This window comes from Arthrobacter sp. FW306-07-I (genome assembly GCF_021800405.1).
Taxonomy (GTDB): Bacteria; Actinomycetota; Actinomycetes; order Actinomycetales; family Micrococcaceae; genus Arthrobacter.
The window spans coordinates 957,494-976,743 of record NZ_CP084550.1 but is presented as its reverse complement, the minus strand read 5'-3'; the positions used below and the strand labels follow the sequence as shown (position 1 = coordinate 976,743).

General features: G+C 65.1%; 16 protein-coding genes. 11 read left to right on the top strand and 5 right to left on the bottom strand.

Going from position 1 to position 19,250, the window contains the following annotated elements; all coding sequences use genetic code 11:
- Positions 1-255: 255 nt before the first annotated feature.
- The 4 genes from LFT46_RS04570 (at position 256) to LFT46_RS04555 (ending at position 8,255) form a co-directional block, all read left to right on the top strand.
- On the top strand, positions 256-1,230 hold the full coding sequence (locus LFT46_RS04570) for an aldo/keto reductase (protein WP_236821377.1): 975 nt from the start codon (positions 256-258) through the stop codon (positions 1,228-1,230).
- A gap of 197 nt (positions 1,231-1,427) precedes the next feature.
- Positions 1,428-3,164, top strand: coding sequence for a RecQ family ATP-dependent DNA helicase (locus LFT46_RS04565; protein WP_236821376.1), 1,737 nt, complete (start codon positions 1,428-1,430; stop codon positions 3,162-3,164).
- Positions 3,165-3,201: 37 nt separating this feature from the next.
- The gene (locus tag LFT46_RS04560; protein ID WP_236821375.1) at positions 3,202-4,404 is read left to right on the top strand and encodes a TerC family protein; all 1,203 of its coding nucleotides are present in this window, start codon (positions 3,202-3,204) and stop codon (positions 4,402-4,404) included.
- A 161-nt stretch (positions 4,405-4,565) separates the two neighbouring features.
- The gene (locus LFT46_RS04555) at positions 4,566-8,255 is read left to right on the top strand and encodes a TM0106 family RecB-like putative nuclease (protein WP_236821374.1); all 3,690 of its coding nucleotides are present in this window, start codon (positions 4,566-4,568) and stop codon (positions 8,253-8,255) included.
- A gap of 102 nt (positions 8,256-8,357) precedes the next feature.
- Here LFT46_RS04555 and LFT46_RS04550 read toward each other — a convergent pair whose 3' ends face one another.
- The 3 genes from LFT46_RS04550 to LFT46_RS04540 form a co-directional block, all read right to left on the bottom strand.
- Positions 8,358-8,669 carry an acylphosphatase gene (locus LFT46_RS04550; protein ID WP_236801264.1) on the bottom strand — a complete coding sequence of 104 codons (312 nt, stop codon included), beginning with the start codon at positions 8,667-8,669 and terminating at the stop codon, positions 8,358-8,360.
- A 96-nt stretch (positions 8,670-8,765) separates the two neighbouring features.
- Positions 8,766-9,719 carry a pullulanase X25 domain-containing protein gene (locus tag LFT46_RS04545; RefSeq protein WP_236821373.1) on the bottom strand — a complete coding sequence of 318 codons (954 nt, stop codon included), beginning with the start codon at positions 9,717-9,719 and terminating at the stop codon, positions 8,766-8,768.
- 261 nt (positions 9,720-9,980) lie between these two features.
- Complete coding sequence (locus tag LFT46_RS04540; protein WP_236821372.1) at positions 9,981-11,042, bottom strand: adenosine deaminase; 1,062 nt, start codon at positions 11,040-11,042, stop codon at positions 9,981-9,983.
- 311 nt (positions 11,043-11,353) lie between these two features.
- Here LFT46_RS04540 and LFT46_RS04535 point away from each other — a divergent pair, with 311 nt between their 5' ends.
- Positions 11,354-12,010 (top strand): LysM peptidoglycan-binding domain-containing protein, encoded by a 657-nt coding sequence (locus tag LFT46_RS04535; RefSeq protein WP_236801261.1) that lies wholly within the window; start codon positions 11,354-11,356, stop codon positions 12,008-12,010.
- Between the two features lie 183 nt (positions 12,011-12,193).
- Here the strand turns inward: LFT46_RS04535 and LFT46_RS04530 are convergent, their stop codons facing one another.
- Positions 12,194-12,781, bottom strand: a complete 588-nt coding sequence (locus LFT46_RS04530; protein ID WP_236801260.1) for a hypothetical protein — start codon at positions 12,779-12,781, stop codon at positions 12,194-12,196.
- A gap of 156 nt (positions 12,782-12,937) precedes the next feature.
- On the opposite strand from LFT46_RS04530, the gene LFT46_RS04525 reads away from it, so the two are divergent.
- The 6 genes from LFT46_RS04525 (at position 12,938) to LFT46_RS04500 (ending at position 18,860) form a co-directional block, all read left to right on the top strand.
- The gene (locus tag LFT46_RS04525) at positions 12,938-13,858 is read left to right on the top strand and encodes an MSMEG_6728 family protein (RefSeq protein WP_236821371.1); all 921 of its coding nucleotides are present in this window, start codon (positions 12,938-12,940) and stop codon (positions 13,856-13,858) included.
- Between the two features lie 3 nt (positions 13,859-13,861).
- The gene (locus tag LFT46_RS04520) at positions 13,862-14,722 is read left to right on the top strand and encodes an SDR family oxidoreductase (RefSeq protein ID WP_236821370.1); all 861 of its coding nucleotides are present in this window, start codon (positions 13,862-13,864) and stop codon (positions 14,720-14,722) included.
- A 70-nt stretch (positions 14,723-14,792) separates the two neighbouring features.
- Positions 14,793-15,188 (top strand): DUF1622 domain-containing protein, encoded by a 396-nt coding sequence (locus LFT46_RS04515; RefSeq protein WP_236801257.1) that lies wholly within the window; start codon positions 14,793-14,795, stop codon positions 15,186-15,188.
- Positions 15,189-15,262: 74 nt separating this feature from the next.
- Complete coding sequence (locus tag LFT46_RS04510) at positions 15,263-17,176, top strand: HNH endonuclease signature motif containing protein (RefSeq protein ID WP_236821369.1); 1,914 nt, start codon at positions 15,263-15,265, stop codon at positions 17,174-17,176.
- Positions 17,177-17,210: 34 nt separating this feature from the next.
- On the top strand, positions 17,211-17,990 hold the full coding sequence (locus LFT46_RS04505; RefSeq protein WP_236801254.1) for an isocitrate lyase/PEP mutase family protein: 780 nt from the start codon (positions 17,211-17,213) through the stop codon (positions 17,988-17,990).
- 153 nt (positions 17,991-18,143) lie between these two features.
- A complete protein-coding gene (locus LFT46_RS04500; protein ID WP_336885560.1) occupies positions 18,144-18,860 on the top strand; it encodes a YqjF family protein in 717 nt (238 codons plus the stop codon).
- Here LFT46_RS04500 and LFT46_RS04495 read toward each other — a convergent pair.
- Positions 18,857-19,210, bottom strand: a complete 354-nt coding sequence (locus LFT46_RS04495) for a hypothetical protein (protein WP_236801252.1) — start codon at positions 19,208-19,210, stop codon at positions 18,857-18,859. The two genes, LFT46_RS04500 and LFT46_RS04495, sit on opposite strands and share 4 nt — an antisense overlap.
- Between the last annotated feature and the right edge of the window lie 40 nt (positions 19,211-19,250).

Sequence of the window (19,250 nt, the reverse complement as noted above, 5' to 3'; positions counted from 1 at the left end):
TAGGTGGGACATCCCTCGGGGAAACAGCCCTGGCCCGTTGGTGCTTACTGATCTTTGGCGTGGTCAGATACCGGTTCCCGGGTGGGGATTCGCCCAGTCTAGGCACGGCCCCCTAAGCGGTCTAGGGGTAGGAAGCCTCTTGTTTACCGGAGTATTCACAGGGGAAGTGCCTATAGTGGCCTTCGCTGCACCAACCGGCCTCCAAGAACGCCGGCTGGCCGGTTCCCAAGCAAGTTCCACCTTGAGGAGAACGGCATGAAAACACGCACCATTGGACAACTGACAGTTTCCGCCCTGGGCCTTGGCTGCATGGGCATGAGCGAGTTCTACGGCGACGGCGACGAGCAGGAATCGATCGCCACCATCCACGAGTTCCTGGACGCCGGCGGGTCGCTGCTGGACACCGCCGACATGTACGGCCCCTTCACCAACGAAAAGCTGGTGGGCCGTGCCATCGCCGGGCGCCGCGAAAACGTTGTGCTGGCCACCAAATTCGGCAATGAGCGCCGCGAGGACGGCTCGTGGGTGGGCATCAACGGCCGCCCCGAATATGTCCGGGCAGCATGCGATGCCAGCCTCCAGCGGCTGGGGGTGGACCACATCGACCTCTACTACCAGCACCGGGTGGACAAGACTGTTCCCATCGAGGACACGGTGGGCGCCATGGCGGAACTGGTCCAGGCCGGAAAGGTCCGGCACCTGGGCTTGTCCGAAGCGTCGGCAGAGACCATCCGCCGGGCCCACGCGGTGCACCCCATCACGGCACTGCAAACCGAGTATTCACTGTGGGAGCGTGAGCCGGAGACCAAGGTCTTTCCCGTGCTCGCGGAGCTCGGCATCGGGTTCGTCCCCTACAGCCCGTTGGGCCGCGGCTTCCTCACGGGGCAGATCCGCAGCGTGGATGACTTTGCCGAGGACGACTTCCGCAAACACTCCCCGCGCTTCCAGGGCGAAAACTTCACCCGCAACCTGGAGCTGGTGGACCGGGTCAAGGAGCTGGCCGACCGGAAGGGCTGTACACCGGGCCAGCTTGCGCTCGCCTGGCTGCTGGCGCAGGGCGAGCACGTGGTCCCGATCCCCGGCACGAAGAAACGGGAACGGTTGCGCGAAAACCTTGGCGCCGTGGACGTCGAACTTGGTGTGGAGGACCTCCAGTTGCTGGACCAACTGGCGCCCGCAGGGGCAACGGCCGGTGCCCGCTACCCGAACATGTCCACCATCGACACGTAACCATCCAGGACCCCGCTGCTGGCGGCCCGGACCCGCATCCCCGTTGAAGGCCGGCAACGGTTATGCGGGTCCGGGCCGCCCACACTGGAAGGGCGCCACTGGCGGGAATTTACGACGGCGGGGCGGGGCTGGCGTAGGGTGGTTGCTACGGCTGAAGCAAGCGGCCGCTCTCTCTTCTTGCCTGCGGAGCCCGTTCCATGTCCGACAAACCTGCCCTCCGGGCCCTTGCTGAATCAGCCTTCTCCCTCCCCCACCTCCGGGACGGCCAATTGACCGGCATGGCCGCCCTCGTGGACGGCCGCGATGTCCTGGCTGTGATGCCCACCGGCTACGGGAAATCCGCGATCTACCAGGTCGCGGCACTGCACCTGCACCAGCAGACCGGACGTCCCGCCGTCGTGGTTTCACCGCTGATTGCCCTACAGGAAGACCAGCTGGACGGGCTGTCCCAGGACCTGGGCACCGATGCGGCAGTGGCAATCAACTCCTCGCACAGCGACGCCGACGTCGAAGCTTCGTGGAACGCCGTTGAGGACGGCAAGGCCGTGTTCGTGTTCCTTGCCCCGGAGCAGCTGGCTAAACAATCAACTGTGGACCGGATCAAGGCCCTGGACATTTCGCTGTTCGTGGTGGACGAAGCACATTGTGTTTCGTCCTGGGGCCATGACTTCCGCCCGGACTACCTTGGCCTGGGCAATGTCCGCGAGCAACTGGGTAACCCGCCCGTGGCAGCCCTGACCGCCACGGCTTCCCCGCCGGTGCGGGACGAGATCGTGGAGAGGCTGGGGATGAAGGACCCGCTGGTCCTGGTCCGCGGCTTCGACCGGCCCAACATCCGCCTTGACGTTGTCCGGCACCACGAGGACAAGGGCAAGCGCAAAGCGGTGCTGGAGCAGGTTGCGGACCTGACCAGGAAAGGACAGGGGCTGCTGTACGCCGCCACCCGCAAGGACACGGAGAAGTACGCGGCCAAGCTGGCCAAGGAGGGGCTCCGCGCCGAGGCCTACCACGCGGGCCGTTCGGCCGGGGACCGCGAACACATCCACGAGCTGTTCCTGGACGACAAGCTGGACGTGGTGGTGGCCACCACTGCCTTCGGGATGGGTATCGACAAACCGAACGTCCGCTTTGTGGTCCACGCCGACATCCCGGAATCGCTGGATTCCTACTACCAGGAGATCGGCCGGGCAGGCAGGGACGGCGAGCCTGCCTCCGCCGTCCTGCACTACCGCTCTGAGGACCTGGGGCTGCGCAAATTCTTCGGCACCCACTCCCCCGACCCCGACTCCCTCCTCGCGGTGCTGAAGGCACTTAAGGCTGCGCACGCCGCCACGCCAAAGTCCTCCCTCGCGGAGCTGACGGGGTTCAAGCCCCGCCGCGTCACGGGCCTGGTGAACCAGCTGGAGGAGATCGGTGCGGTGGGTGTTGGCAAGCGCGGCGTCCGGCTGACGTCCAAAGCCAAGCTGCCCACCTTGGTGAGTGACGCCGTCGAACTCGCCGAAGCCCGCCAGCGGGTGGACCAGTCCCGCCTCACCATGATGCGCGCGTACGCGGAGACGGACGGCTGCCGCCGGCAGTTCCTGCTGGGCTACTTCGGCGAGGACCTGCCCGAGCCCTGCGGCAACTGTGACGGCTGCGCTGCCGCTGCCGCCGCTCCCGTTGACGCAGCGAAGGAAGGCAAGCCGGACAAGAAGCAGGCGAACAAGAAGGCCGGCAGGAAACAGCAGGGCGCAGCGTCCGACGGCGGCGCACCGGCTTCCGGTGCCGGCGATGAGCCGTTCCCGCTCCAGTCAGCAGTGGTCCACAAGGAATGGGGGCCAGGCCTGGTCATGCGGCACGAGGACGATGTGATCACCGTGCTCTTCGAGCAGGAAGGGTACAAGACCCTGTCCCGGTCCGCCGTCGTGGAAAACCAACTCCTGAAGCCCTCTTAGGTAGGCTGGGGGGACCCTCCAACGAAAGGCCCCCCGCGTGGAAGTACCTGCGTTTGCCTGGACCCTGACCATTGCGGGAATCGTGGGGCTGCTGGCCTTCGACTTCTTCTTCCACGTCCGGAAGGCCCACACCCCCACTATCAAGGAATCGGCCACCTGGTCGGCGATCTATGTGGGAATTGCCGTGCTGTTCGGGCTGGGTGTACTGCTGTTTGGCGGCCCCGACATGGGCACCGAGTACTTTGCCGGCTATGTCACGGAGAAGGCGTTGTCCGTGGACAACCTCTTCGTTTTCCTCATCATTATGGCCAGCTTCAAGGTGCCGCGGGCCGACCAGCAAAAGGTGCTGCTGTTCGGCATTGTGTTCTCCCTGATCGCGCGCACGGCGTTCATCTTCCTGGGTGCGGCACTGATCAACAGCTTCGCCTGGGTGTTCTACATCTTCGGGCTCATCCTGCTGGTAACTGCGGGCAACCTGCTCAAGCCGGACAGCCACGACGACGACTCCGAAGGCCTGGTGGTCCGGCTCGCCCGGAAGTTCCTGCCGGCGTCGCAGCACTACGACGGCGACAAGCTCTTCACTGTGGAGAACGGCAAGCGGGTCCTGACTCCGATGCTCTTGGTGATGGTGGCCATCGGCGGCACGGACATCCTGTTCGCCCTGGACTCCATTCCGGCGATCTTCGGCCTCACCCAGAACGTGTTCGTCGTCTTCACCGCCACGGCGTTCTCGCTGATGGGCCTGCGCCAACTGTTCTTCCTGATCGACGGCCTGCTGGACCGGCTGATCTTCCTCTCCTACGGGCTGGCGGTCATCCTCGGCTTTATTGGCGTGAAGCTCATCCTGCACGCCCTGCACGAAAACACCCTCCCGTTCATCAACGACGGCGAACACGTCAACGTGGTGGAAGTCAGCACCGGAGTCTCCCTGGGCGTCATCCTGGGTGTCCTGGTGGTGACCATCCTCGCGTCCATCTTCAGCCCCAAGGGCAAGGCCAAGAACGCCGTGTCCGGGGCCAGGCGGCACGCCACCGAATACCTGGACCTCAATTACGAAACAGACATGGCCGAACGCGACAAGATCTTCGCCAGGATGTGCCGGGAGGAGACCCAGATCCGCAAGCTCCCGGAAAAGTACAAGCGCCTGGTCCGCAACGAGACCGAGTTCATGGACTTGATCCGCAAGGCCCACGCGGAACATGACAAGGCCCAGGTCCGGGCAGCCGCAGCTGAAAGCTGACCTGCCGGCTTTTGCCAAGACGGGCCTGGCGTTCACGCCCGGGTCCGTTGTTGTTGAGGGCCTGTCCGGTCTTTGTCGGTCCCTCTTGCTACGTTTGTTCCAGCCACGAAAACAGGGCCACGGAAACCGTCTCCGGGTCCGGCTGTCATTGGGGAGGCCCCGTGTTTCTGCTCCACGCTGCCGGTGTTGAAACTGACTCCGGTTCGCCACCGGACCTGGTCTTTTCGGCCAGTGACCTGGTGGCTGCCTCCGAGTGTGAGTACCGCACGCTCCGGATCCTGGACGAAAAGCTGGGCCGTGCACCCAAGGCAGAGTTCGCCGTTGACGAGATGCAAAAGCGCGCGGGTGAGCTGGGCGACCGGCACGAGCAGACGGTGCTTGCCAGCCTGGTGGCGAAGTACGGCGAGTGGGACGCCAGCCGGGGCTCGGGCGTCTACTCGCTGGAGCGCGGCGAAAACCTCCGCGGCGAGCTGCAGGCAAAGCACGCGGAAACCGAACTGGCGCTCCGGTCCGGTGCGGACGTGGTGTTCCAGGCCACCTTCTTCGACGGCGAATTCCTGGGCTACGCAGACTTCCTGGTCAACGAGGCCGCCGGAACGGGAAACCCTGGGCGGTACGAGGTCTGGGACACCAAACTCGCCCGGCACGCCAAGGCAGGGGCCCTCCTTCAGCTTGCCGCGTACGGCGACCAACTCCTGGGCATGGGGCTGGAACCGTCGCCGGTGGTCACCCTCGTCCTGGGCACCCGGGTGGGCGACGACTGGCTGCGCAGCAGCCACTCACTGCCGGACCTGCTGCCGCTGTTCCGGGAGCGGCGCCGGTGCTTCCGCCAGCTCACCTCAGACCACCGCGGGGGCGATACCCCGGTGCAGTGGCAGCAGCCCGGCATCGTGCACTGCGGACGCTGCGACTACTGCGCCGAGCAGGTCAAGCTGCACAGGGACCTGCTGATGGTGGCAGGCATGTCCGTTGTCCAGCGGCGGAAACTTCACGAAGCCAACGTCAGCACCATCGATGAACTGGCGGCCATGCCGGCCGCGGACGCAAAGAACTCCGTGGTCCGGCTCCGCGCCCAGGCCCGGATGCAGCTGGGCCTGGATGAGCCGGCGGGGTCCCGCACCTACGTTAAGGATGGTGAACCGCACACGGTCTCCTACACCGTTCTTCAGGAGACCGTGATCGGGTCCCTTCCGGCACCAAGCGCCGGCGACATCTTCTTCGACTTCGAAGGCGATCCGCTGTGGCAGGATCCTGCCACCGGCGCCTGGGGCATCGAGTACCTCTTTGGCGTCATCGAGGCCCCGGTGGCGGGGGCTGAAGACCATCCAGTGTTCCGTCCGTTTTGGGCGCACTCCCGCTCCGGCGAACGCCGCGCCTTCCTCGACTTCCTGGAGTATGTGGAGAAACGCCGCGCCACCTACCCGGACATGCACGTGTACCACTACGCCCCGTACGAAAAGACTGCGCTAAGGAACCTTTCCCTCGCCCACCAGGCCGGCGAGGAGACGGTGGATGACTGGCTGCGGCAGGGGCTGCTGGTGGACCTCTACGCCACGGTGCGGCATTCCATCCGAATCTCGGACGCGTCGTATTCCATCAAGAAGCTTGAGCCGCTTTACATGGGCGACAACCTGCGCTCGGGGGACGTCAAGGACGCTGGAGCCTCGGTGGTTGCCTACGCCGCCTATTGCGCCGCCCGTGATGAAGGGCGCCAGGACGATGCGGCCGCCATCCTGGCTTCCATCTCGGACTACAACCAGTACGACTGCCTCTCCACACTGCGGCTGCGGGACTGGCTGCTCCAGCTGGGAGAGGAAGCCGGTGCTTCCCTGAAGCGCGGCCGGACGGCAGGAGCGGTGGATAAAGGCGGGCTTGGTGCAGGCGCCAGTGGTCCCGAAGCCGGTCCGGCCGAACTAGCGGGCATTGCCGGTAATGCGGAGGGTGACGCTACGCCGGTTGAGGAGACACCGGAGGAGGGCAAGCTGCGCGCATACCTGGCTGCCCTGCCGGACAATCGCCCCTGGACTAATGACGAACGTGCCATCGCCATGGTGGCCGCCGCCACGGGGTACCACCGGCGCGAACGCAAGCAGTTCTGGTGGCAGCACTTCGACCGGGTCGAGGCACCGATGGATAACTGGTCCGACCAACGGAACGTCTTCGTGGTTGATTCTGCCGAAGTCGTTTCGGACTGGGCCCTGGCAAAGCCAAGGGAACGGATGCGCACCCGGCTTCTGAAGCTGCGCGGCACCATGACCGAGGGCTCTGATTTCCGCGCCGACTCCACCTGGTGCCGGCTGTACGACCCGCCGGGGCCCGACGGAATGCTTGCCCCCGATGCGCTTCCCGGCACCAGGGCCTACACCTTCGGAACCAGGATCCATGAGCTGGAGGCCGCGCCCGACAATCCCGGGCACACCCTGATCACCATCGCCGAGCGTGAGACCGGAAAAGTTGCTGCCTACGCGCACCTTCCAGTGGCCCTCACCGAGGACAAACCCATCGCCACGGACAACATCGAGGCCGCCATCGCGGAAATTGCGCGCGCCGTCGGCTCCTCAGTCCCGTCCCTCCCCGCGCAGCCGGGACTGGATATCCTGCGCAAGCTCCCGCCGCGGTTCCGCTCCCTCCAGGGACCGGCCGACGTACTGCATGGCAGTGATGGTGCGGCCGATTACGCGGGGGCCATTACTGAATCCTTGCGGGACCTGGACAACTCCTACCTGGCGGTACAGGGGCCGCCGGGGACGGGCAAGACCTTCGTCGGGGCCCATGTGATCGGCAGGCTCATCGCTGAAGGCTGGAAGATCGGCGTAGTTGCCCAGTCCCACAACGTCGTGGAAAACCTTCTGTGCCGCTCCATCGAGACGGGCGGAGTGGATCCTCAGGTGGTGGCCAAGAAACTGGGGTCCCCCCACGATGTTCCCTGGACGCTCACCTCCGAAGGCGACGTAGCCCGCCTGCTGTCGTCACCTGGCGGATGTTTGGTGGGTGGCACCGCATGGACCATGACCGGCAAGGAGGTCCCCGCCGGCTCGCTCGATCTCCTGGTCATTGATGAGGCCGGCCAGTTCTCGTTGGCCAACACACTTGCGGTCAGCCGCGCGGGTAATCGACTGCTCCTGCTGGGTGACCCCCAGCAGCTCCCGCAGGTTTCCCAAGGAGCCCACCCCGAACCCGTGGATGAGTCCGCCCTCGGCTGGCTCGCCGCCGGGCATGCCACCCTTCCCGCGGCCCTGGGCTACTTCCTCGCCGACAGCTGGCGCATGCACCCGGAGCTGTGCCGCGCCGTGTCCATCCTCAGCTACGAGGGAAAGCTGAAGTCGGCTCCGGCCGCGGCCCACCGCGAACTGGAGGGGATGGCACCGGGGGTGGAGACCGTCTTCGTCAACCACACCGGCAACACCACGGCGTCCAAGGAAGAGGCCGACGAAGTGGTGCGGCAGGTCCAACGCCATCTCGGCCTCAAGTGGACTGCCGGTGCCGGCAGCGAGGCCCGCCCCCTGGAGCAGCAGGACCTGCTGGTGGTGGCCGCGTACAACGCCCAGGTTCACCTAATCCGAAGGCACCTGGCAGAGGCCGCACTGCCGGAGGTTCGGGTGGGCACCGTGGACAAGTTCCAGGGTCAAGAGGCACCCGTGGTGTTGGTTTCGATGGCCTGCTCGGCGGTGGCCGAGGCACCTCGGGGCGCAGAATTCCTGCTGAACCGGAACCGCATGAACGTGGCTGTATCCCGTGGCCAGTGGCGGGCAGTCATCGTCCGGTCCCCGGAGCTCACCAGCTACATGCCGCACAAGCCTGCGGCCGTGGAGGAGCTGGGAGCGTTCATCGGCCTGAGCCCGCGGGAATAGCCATCGGAGTCCTGTGGGCCCATCGACGGGCGCTCGGCAAGGGCACGGAATTGGCGGGACCAAGGTTGAGCGAGCCGCCTTGTTGGAGCGAGGCCGGTTCAGTCAGCCCACCCGGAAGCCGCGGAAATTCCCCTTGGCTTCGGAGATGGCATCATCCACCCGCTCCACCCGGCCGGGAGTCCGGCCCGAGTTCAGCCAGTCCAGCAGTTTGTGGACTTGTGGCCGGGGACCCTCGGCAACCACGGATACCGAACCGTCGTTGAGGTTCTTTACCTCACCCGATAATCCAAGGTCCTCCGCCGTACCCATCGTCCAGTACCGGAAGCCCACGCCTTGGACCATGCCGAACACGCGGGCGTCCAGCCGCACGCTATCCTGCGTTGGGCCGTCCTGCGTGCGTTCGTGCCTGCCCATCCCGGGCCTCCTATGGAAACATCGGCGTGCCCAACCAGGCAGCGGCAGGTGCCGTTTGAATCGGCAGTAACCGCTGCCCGATTGGGCACACGAGGCTTAGTTGATGGTGATGTCGCGGGTGGCGTGGTTGTAGCGGATGGTTACGGTGCCACCGGCGTGGTGCAGTTCGTGGTTAGGCCCGTCGAACGTGCCGAAGGCGCCGTAGTTCTCATCCCACGAACGGTTGAGGGCAATTTTGAAGGTGTAGTAACCGGCGGGAAGCTCGGCGCTCTTCTTCCACAGCTGGTCCAGGAAGTCGAACTCCATCTGGGCTTCGTCGTACTGCGGTGCCCAGTCCTCGGGCGCACCCAGGATGGTGTTGAAGTCACCGGCCACCGCGACAGCCTCGGGCTGCGGCAGGGTTTCAACATCAGGGCCCTCGAACGGCTCAGCCGCTCCGGTCGCCGTGGAGGTTTCGGCAGGGGCAGCAACAGCTTCGGTCTTGTCCTTGGCCGCAGACTTGCCCTTGCGGACGGCCTTCACCACGGGCTCCACGGCCTCTTCGAGTGCCTTGGCTGCCTTGCCCACAGCGGAAGCTGCCTTCTTCGCCGGTGCCTTCTTGGCGGCCTTCTTGGGAGCTGCCTCCTTGGCCGGAACCTCCAACGTTGCCGCAGCGGCTGAAACCGGGCGGACAAAGCCCTCGGGAGCCGTGGGAACGGGAGTGTCCGCAGGGACCGGAGTGCCGGCGTCGAGCGCTGCCGCAAAGGAGTCCACATCCGGGAAGGCAACAGTGGCCCGCATGCCATCCTCGGTGATGGTCCAGCCCGAGCGGCCCTTGACCAGCCAGCCCGCCTTGACCAGCTTGGCTGTTGCCGAGGTGAGGGTCTTGTGGCCACGCGGGATGCCGCCACTGAGGAGTTCGGCCTCATGCTCGTTGAACGGCACGCGGGCGGTTGCTTCCGCCAGGACCTGGCCAGCATTCAGTGCATCGCCGGACCACACGCCTTCGGTCAGGACATCCAGCACGGTCTTGAGCCGAAGGTAAGTGTTTTCTGCGGTGGACTTGGCCATGATTCCCCTTATATAAAAGCGATCGGTCTTAGGCATCTTGCCAACTACCCATTAAATCGCGCGACTTTAATTGGTTAACTCTGCGTGTCGTGACCGTCTGTGAAGCGGATGGTGCCGCAAGTGAGGCGGAGGTCTCGGGTAAGGGCTGGCTGCATAACCCTGAAGCGCCGACATGGGTGCTGCCTTGCACTCCCCAGACACGCCTGCGGCACCTAGTTTACCGGGCAGAAAGCCCGGCTGTTGCGCCCGACACAGCAGCCGTCAGTCGGACAGCTCCCTGCCGTTAAGTTCGGCCAGCAGTTCCGCCTTGCGCTCGTCGGAAGCAAAGGAGGAGTGGATCGAGTTCGCTGCCAACCGCGCCTTGTCAAAATCGGAGAGGTCGAACACGGCGGTCAGCTGCGCGAAGTTGTCATCCACGTAGCCGCCGAAGTAGGCGGGATCGTCCGAGTTGACCGAAACATTGAGTCCCGCCGCGAGCATGGCCGGCAACGGATGGCCCGCCAGGGTGTCAACGGCGCGGAGCCGGACGTTGGACAAGGGGCAAACGGTCAGGGGAATACGCTCGTCCACGAGGCGCTCTACGAGGTCGGGGTCGTCCATGCAGCGGATGCCGTGATCGATCCGTTCCACACCCAGGAGGTCCAGGGCTTCGGTGATGTACGACGCCGGGCCCTCCTCCCCCGCGTGCGCCGTCAACCGCAGGCCCGCTTCACGCGCCTTCGCGTACAGCCGCTCGAACTTGGACGGCGGGTTTCCCACTTCGGCCGAGTCCAGGCCGATGGCACCGATGGGTGCGTTCATGGCCAACAGCTGGCCCAGGACCTCCAGTGCCGAGTCCTCCGGCAGGTCGCGCAGGAAGGCCGCGATGAGCATGGTGGAGATCCCGTACTCCTCCTCGGAGGTTGCCAGCACCGAGGCCACGCCGTTGACGCATGCCTCCAGGGGGATGCCGCGCGAGAGGTGCGCCTGCGGGTCCATCATGATTTCGGCGTGCCGGACGCCCGCGGCAGCGGCGCGCTCCAGGTAGGCGCGGGTCATGTCCGCAAAGTCCTGCTCGGTTTGGAGCACCGCCATGTTGGCGTAGTAGAGGTCCAGGAAGGACTGCAGGTCGGTGAACTCGTACTTCTGGCGCAGCTCATCCAGTCCGGAGTAGGGCAGGGAAATGCCGTTGCGTTCGGCCAGGGCAAAGATGAGCTCGGGCTGCAGCGTGCCCTCGATGTGCAGGTGCAGTTCGGCCACCGGAAGGGGCTTGGCAGGGACCGCGGATTCCGCGAGTTCCGTTTCGGTTTCGGGCATGGTGCTGCCACCGGGAAAGTTGTCCATCCGGTCAGGATAGTGCCCGTCCCGCTTTCGCGCCTGCGCGAAAGCTTGCACCGGGTGTTAGGCACAGCATCGACCTGCTTGGCGCCACAGCCAACACGCCCGCTTCAATCTCGATTTGATAACGGCCGGGCGATGTCCTAGCGTGAAACACATGCCCGCCTGGCGGGCTCTTTGATTGCCCGGTGCTGCCTCCACCAGAACTGCCCAGCGGCAGCCACCGACAGTGACCTCGATATCGTCAGGGGTGGGCAGTGTCGCGATAACCTCCGGGGACGGAGCCAGCGTTGGTGGCCTTCAGGAGCATCACCATCATGAAAAACACCAAATTCCGTACTGCCGCGCGCCGCGGAGTCACCTTGGCCGCCGTCTCCGCGGCAGGTTTGGCCCTTTCAGCCACAGCGGCCAACGCAGCCACACCCACCTCCACCTGGGACGCGCTGGCCCAGTGCGAGAGCGGCGGTAACTGGTCTATCAACACGGGCAACGGTTTCTCCGGCGGCCTGCAGTTCACTTCCAGCACCTGGTCGGCCTACGGCGGAACGGGATCTCCCGAGAACGCCAGCCGCGAACAGCAGATAGCAGTAGCCGAGCGGGTCCAGGCTTCCCAGGGCTGGGGCGCCTGGCCGTCCTGCTCGTCCCAGCTCGGACTGAGCGGTGGCGGCGGAGCCCCGGTCCAGAGTGCACCTGTCCAAAGCGCTCCCGTTCGGAGCGCCCCGGTCCAGAGTGCACCCGTCCAGGCCACGCAGGTCCAGAGCGCTCCGGTCCAGCAGGCACCGGCGCCGCGGCACGCCACCTCCGTTGCCCTCAGCGGCGAGACCTACACCCTCCAGGCCGGAGATACCCTGAGCATCGTTGCCCAGAAGCTGGGCATCCAGGGCGGATGGCAGCACCTTGCCGACGCCAACCTGGACACCATTGCAGACCCGAACCTCGTGTTCGCGGGCCAGGTCATCCAGCTTCCCGCCTAACAGCGGACGCAGCACCACAAGCGCCCCTGGGCGCCCCGCCTTCCCAAGGCGACACAGACAGGTCGGCGATAGACAAATTCCGTTGACCAAACCACGACGCCGGCACACCCCCACAAGGGATGTGCCGGCGTCGTTCTTTTAATTCCTCAGCCGCTGCCGTGATGGGCGGCCGTCGGCTGACGGTCAGCTGGCGGGCAGTTCGCGGACGATGCGCACCTTCCAGGCGGAGTCGTCGCTGGTGTCCAGCAGCGCCACGGTGCCGTGCGCCAGGTTCAGTGCAACCCGCTTGACGGCGAGCAACTCCAGGTAGAGGTGCTCGTTCATGCGGCTGGGGGTATCGATCATGTACTTCACGGCGTCGCGCACCTTGCGGTAGTTGGCGCTGCGCTCGCGGTGCATGTGAAGCTCCAAGGCGGATTGCTGCTTGAGTCGCGGCTCGTGCCGGTTGAGCAGTGTCACTGCGGTGTGGACTGCAACTACCAGCGCGAGCGAAACGCCGTAGATCCACCAGCCGCTGGAGAGAAGGAACAGGGGCAGGTTGGCGATGGCTACCAGTGCGATGACCACGCGAAGGGCGGCAATGCGGCGCATCGTCCGGGCGACGGCGGCCATGCCGTCGCGGAAGCGGTGCTGGTCTTTGCGTGCAGCGGCGGGATCGATGATGAATTCGTCCAGAACCAGGATGCCCTGGGCTTCCGGACCGAGCATTTGTCCATAGCGGGGAAGGGCAGCGGGGGCAGGGGTGACGGCTTTGTCAGGTGTAAATGTCATGAGAGGGCTTCCAAAACGCGGGGGTGGTTGCGGTGATCTTAGTGGTTTAAGCTGAAAGCCGTATGTAGGCGTCCATTATTTGGACATAGACACTCTCTGCCTGTGGCCGCCGGCACTCCAATTGGCACTTCCGGCTGGGACCGTCAGACTGAATGGATGCAAACCTTTCTCCCGTACCCTGACTTCCGCAAAAGCGCCGCAGCCCTGGACACCGCGCGGTTGGGCAAGCAGCGGGTCGAAGCGCTGCAAACCCTCCGCGCCCTGGTGATTCCGGGCTACGGCTGGCAGACCCACCCGGCGATCCGGATGTGGATGGGCCACGTGCCTGCCCTCACCATGTACGGACTGGCGATGGTGGACGAATGGATTGAGCGCGGCCACCCGGACAACACCCGCAACAACATTGCCGAGTTCGCACCGCAGGCAGCCCACCCGGACTATGCCGCGAAGATCATCATGCCGCCGTGGCTCGGTGATCCGGACTTCCACCTAAGCCACCGTTCCAAGCTGGTCCACAAGGAACCGAAGTTTTACTCCTCAGTGTTCCCGGACGCCATTCCGGACATGGACTACGTCTGGCCGGAACCCCGGCACGAATTCCTGCCGGAGGAGCCGGAAGGGGACATCCTGTGGATCCTGCGGGAACCGTACGAGGACGTGGATCCGCAGTCCCTCACCACGGTGGCACTTCCTCCGGTGAACCGAGCCGCTGCTGCCGCGGCCGCCATGTCCGCGGACGACCACGGCTACTCCCCCGTTTACGTGGACGACGACTCCCGCCGTCCGTCCCGCACGCCCAAGAAGGCCCCGCCCAAGCCCCAGGCGAAGAAGCCCACCCGCAAACGGCTGGCACAGGAGGAAGCGTTCCGGACCCTCCCGGGAAAGACGCCGGTAGCGGTTCCGTTCGAGAACGGGGCCAGGTTCGCGGTGGGACAGGTGGTGGGCCGGCCCATCACCCTCGACGACGGCCGCTTCGGCAGGAATTTCGAGGTCACGGAAATCATCGACCGCTCCGCGTTTACATACCCGGCCCTGCTGCAGGACCCCCGCGTGTTCTTCCCGGTGGAGGCCCCGTAGGCCATGACGATTCTCCTGGCAGGATGCGGCGACCTAGGCACCGAGGCGGGTTTGCGGTTCGCGGCTTTGGGCCACCACGTTGTGGGGTGGCGCCGTTCCCCTGCAAAACTGTCGGCAGCCATCGAAGGTGCCGCGGCTGACCTCGCGTCTACGCAACTGCCGGCCGTCCCCGCAGACATCTCCGCCGTCGTCATTGCCGTGGCGGCCGACTCCCCGACGGAAGAGGCATACCGCTCTGCGTATGTACGCGGAATAGCAAACGTCCTGGATGCACTCGAACGCGACGGAGTGGCGCCTCGCCGCATCATCTTCGTCTCCTCCACCGCGGTCTACGGTGATGCGGGTGGTGGCTGGGTGGACGAGTCCACGCAACCCAACCCCGGTGGTTTCTCCGGCCGGGTGCTGGTGGAGGCCGAAGACCTTCTGCAGGCCAGGCTTGCCGGAACCACCACTGCCGGCATCTCGCTCAGACTGGGTGGCATCTATGGGCCGGGACGGACTCGGCTGATCGACCAGGTGAAGTCGGGGTCGGCTGTCATTCCTGAAGACGTGCGCTACACCAATCGGATCCACCGGGACGACGCCGCGGCGGCCCTGGTGCATTTGGCAACAATGGATGCCGGGCCAGCGCCCGTATACGTGGGGGTGGACAACGAACCAGCCGATCTGGGAACGGTGTTGCGCTTCCTGGCGGACGAACTCGGCCTTCCTTCACCCCGCCTGGGTGAGGCCGGACCTGCCCGCGGGGGAAACAAACGCTGCGGTAACCATCTCCTTCGCAGCACGGGCTTTGCCTTCACGTTTCCCACATTCAGGGAAGGGTACAGGGATGTTATAGCGGGGAACGGCGTACGCCATCCGTGAGTAAGTCCGCCGTTCTTTTGATCGCTGCCAGGCTGGCCATGGGGACACCTGGCCTGAGTTGAGGCAGGGCATGGAATTTCGGCAAATTATTGAGACGGTTGGGCAGCTGGTCGACTTCGCAGGCGTTGCGGTCATGGTGATCGGGGCGGTGGCCTCCCTCCCGATGGCAATCCGCGGCCACCAGCCGCGGCGGCTTCCAGCGGGGGCGGAGAAACTGAGCTTCTACCGCTCCTATCGCCAGCTGCTGGGCCGGTCCATCCTGCTGGGCCTTGAACTGCTCGTGGCTGCCGACATCATCCGTACCGTTGCCGTAACGCCCACCTTTTCCAGCGTCGGGGTGCTGGCCATCATCGTGCTGATCCGGACGTTCCTCAGCTTCTCACTGGAGCTGGAAATTACGGGGCGGTGGCCATGGCAAAAGGAAGCACCGCCAGCCCGTTCCGACTCCACCGCAACAGCAACCTAAGGCTCTTGACTGGGTTTTCCACATAGCGGTTTTGGGGTCTCTTGATTGTCGGTGGTGGCTGGCAGAGTGGGGTCATGGAGGCCATTGGGGAAGATCTTGGGAGGGCGTACGACGCCGGCAGTCGGCTGCCGCGCCCGGCCCACCTTCACCCGGTCCCCAGCGAGGAACCTGTGCAGCCATCAGCCTCGGGGCCCGGGGAGCAGGACGTGTTGGACGGGCTGGCCGCACAGCTGGCTGCCGCTGCCTTGGCCGCCCCCGGCCTGCTGGCAACCGCCAGCCATGCCGAAGCTGCAGATTTCGCCGCCCAGGTCGAGGGCCTTGCCCGCTCCATCGAGTACCTTCAACTCCTCGCAGCCGGGGCTGTGGACCGGACCCGAACCCAGGCCATCAACGACGCCGCAACCGCCAAAACCCGGGCAGGCCGGTCCCGCGCAGCCTCGTCCTCCGCAGGCCGGTCCACGGGCTGGACCACCGGGTGGGACGCCAACGGCGTCGAAACCCTCAACACCACCGAAACCCCGCACACCTCCCCTGCCGATGACGGGTGCCGGAATACTGCAGAGTTCCTCCGCCTGCGCCTGCAGATCCCCATCCGCGAAGCCCGCCGCCGCCTCGCCCTCGCCCACCACGTCCTGCCCGGCACCAGCATCACCGGCGGACCACTCCCACCAACCCGGCCACACCTCGCCGCCGCCCTCACCCCCACCGGGAACAACACCGAAACCGCAACCACCGTCGAGGGGACCACCATCGAAACCGGGCCGGGCCCGGCGGTTTCCTCACACGCAGCGACCATCATCACCGCCACCCTGGACCGGCTCCACCACCACACCACCGAAGAGACCCTCGACCGGATCGAACACCACCTCACCACAGCCGCCACCACCACCGACCCCGACTTCCTCACCCGCCTGGCCCAACGCTGGACCGACACCATCGACGCCGACGGCACCGAAGAAGCCCTCCGCCACACCCAAGGCGCCTTCATCCGCAAACCCCGCCACGGCCTGCACCACCTCGAAATCTTCGCCACCACCGACCAATACGAACACCTCCTCACCGTCATGAACACCGCCACCAACCCCCGCACCACCACCGGCAACACCAGCCCAAGCACAGGGAATGACACAGCCGACAGGGCAGGCACGGGAACTGAAGGCAGTGCAGGGACAGGGACAGGCACAGGGCACACCGCAGGGATGGACACCGGTACGGAGGCCGGCACCGAGGGGAGCACAGCAGCGGGCAGCGCAACAGAGCACACCAACCTGCCGGACCTGGACCGGCGCACCCGCGCCCAAAAACAACTCGACGGCCTCGTCACCGCCGCCAAAGCCGCCCTCACCACCAACACCCTGCCCACCACCGGCGGCAACCGACCCCAAATCATCGCCACCATCCACTACCAAGACCTCTTCCCAGCCAACGCCACCACCCCCGCCGGAAAAGCAGAACCAAAAACAGCAGAACCCGGAACGGACACAACCACCAGAACCGACACAACCACAGCAACAGCCGCTGACACCGGCCACCCCGAACCAACCGGGACCGGCACCTTCATGTTCACCGGGCCCGTCGCCGCCGCCACCTTGCGCAAAACCGCATGCGACGCCGACATCATCCCCGCCCTCCTGGGCACCAACAGCGAAATCCTCGACCTCGGCCGCAAAACCCGCCTCTTCACCCCCGCCCAACGCCTGGCCCTCACCGCCCGCGACCAAGGCTGCGCCTTCCCCAACTGCACCATCCCCGCCCCCTGGTGCGAAGCCCACCACATCACCTACTGGTCACACGAAGGACCCACCACCATCAACAACGGCGTCCTGCTCTGCAGCCACCACCACCACCTCATCCACAAAGAACAATGGACCATCACCACCGTCCACCACACACCCACTTTTATCCCCCCACCCCACCTCGACCCCAACCAAACACCCCAACAAAACCACTACTTCAAACCACCACCACCACCCCACCCACAAAAATGAAACCTGCCCAAAGCAGTCGGGTTAGGCTTCACCCATGACTGAAACCAGCAGCGCCAAAGCCACTGAACTGCTCCGTCTGCACCAAGCCCCGGAGATTCTTCAAATGGTCAATGTGTGGGATGCCATCACTGCCAAAGTCATTACGGAGATTCCGGGAACCACTGCCCTTGCAACGGCCAGCCACTCCATCGCCGCCACCCTTGGCTACGAGGACGGCGAGAACATTCCCGTCGACGAAATGATCAGCTTCGTCGGCCGCATAGCTGCGGCCACCCATCTGCCCGTGAGCGCCGACCTTGAATCCGGTTACGGCAATCCGGGCGAGACCACGCGCAAGGCAATTGGCGTCGGAATTGTGGGGGCCAACATCGAGGACCAGATGCGGCCGCTGACGGACGCCGTGAACCAGATGGCTGCCGTCGTTCATGCCGGTGCTGCAGAAGGAATCGATTTCGTCCTGAATGCGAGGACCGATGCGTTCCTGAAGGGCAAGGACCGTGCGCCTGAAGATGTACTTTTGGATGCCATCGAACGCGGCAGGGCGTTCCTGGACGTAGGCGCCACCACGGTCTTTGTCCCGGGGCTGCTGGACCAGCCAACGATCACAGCGCTGGTAGAAGGCATCGGCTGGAACAAGATCTCGGTCATCAACGTCCCGGGTTCGCTTCCGCCGGCCAAGCTGCAGGAACTGGGCGTTGCGCGCATCTCGTACGGTCCATGGACACAGAGAGTGGCCCTGACAGCCCTCGCCGACGCAGCCGCAGAGCTCCTCGCAGGTGGCCAGCTTCCCGAGGACACGCGGCCTTTGAACTAGCTGAAACCGCAGCCGTCGAACTTCAAGCGCCAGCGGCTGATTGGAGGAAGGAGTGGTGGAACCTTGACGGAGAACTTGAGCGCCGCAGAACTGTGGCCTCGCCCGACAGAATTACCAAGGCCGGTATTCTCCGACCAGCGGTGGCTTGATGCCGTGTTCCTCCACTGGCGAATTCCGGAGGCAGTGGCGGCCAAGTTCATGCCATGTGGGGTTCAACCGGATATGTTCGACGGCAGTTCCTGGGTTGGGCTCATTGGATTTCGCATGGTGCAGGCGGGACTCGGCCACGGCCCCGGCATTCCCTACCTGGGAAGCTTCAATGAGGTCAACGTCCGGCTCTACTCCCGCGAGCCGGACGGGACCCGTGGGGTGGTGTTCCTGAGCCTGGACGCGAACCGCCTCCCAGTCGTTGTCGCAACGCGGACGGCCGGAATTCCCTACGTGTGGTCGCAGATCCGGCAATGGCCAGCCTTTCCGGGCAGCGATAACAGGCGCCAGCATGACGGCTCCAGGACCGATGCCGGCAGCACAGGTGAACTTCCTACCGAATACTCCGTCCACCGGTTTGGCAGCAGCGCTGCACAAAGCGACTTCGGGGTCGTCCCAAAGCTGCACGTCGCAGCCAGCGATCCACTATCGATCTTCCTGACTGCAAGGTTCGGCATGCACGGCCGCTTCCGCGGCAAATCCATATACGTTCCGAACAGCCACCACGATTGGCCGCTTTTTGAGGCAGACATCCACCAGCTCAGCGATGGATTGGTTGCGGCAGCCGGCATCAACGTGAACGGGCCGCCGGAATCGGTCCGCTACTCGCCGGGAGTCAGGACACGGTTTGGACGACCCCGCCTGCTGGGCGCCGGCGGCTAGAAGGTTGCGTCCTGGGGATCCGGCGCTCCCTGGGCGTCCTGCCAACCTTGGCCTTCGGTAAACGTGCTCACCAAGGTACCGACGCCCGCCTGCAGGGAGTTGGACGGGTCGAAGTAGAGGGATGCTTCCGATGCCCGGCTGTGGGTGATCAACTGCTCAGCTTCCAGCTTCGCCTCGGGCACCGTTGCGCCGATGATGCCGGTGCGGGCCGGAAGATCCGGTGTGTGCACCACTTCGGCCTTCGTCTGGGTCAGCGGGACCGTGTCGCCGGAATTGATCTCGTCGTGAGGGAACTCGAACTCGTCATCGCCGGGGGCGGCAGGAACGGTGTACTCCAGGAAATAGGTCATACCCCACCCTTGCAGAAAAGCCACCCCTGCCAAAGTCCCT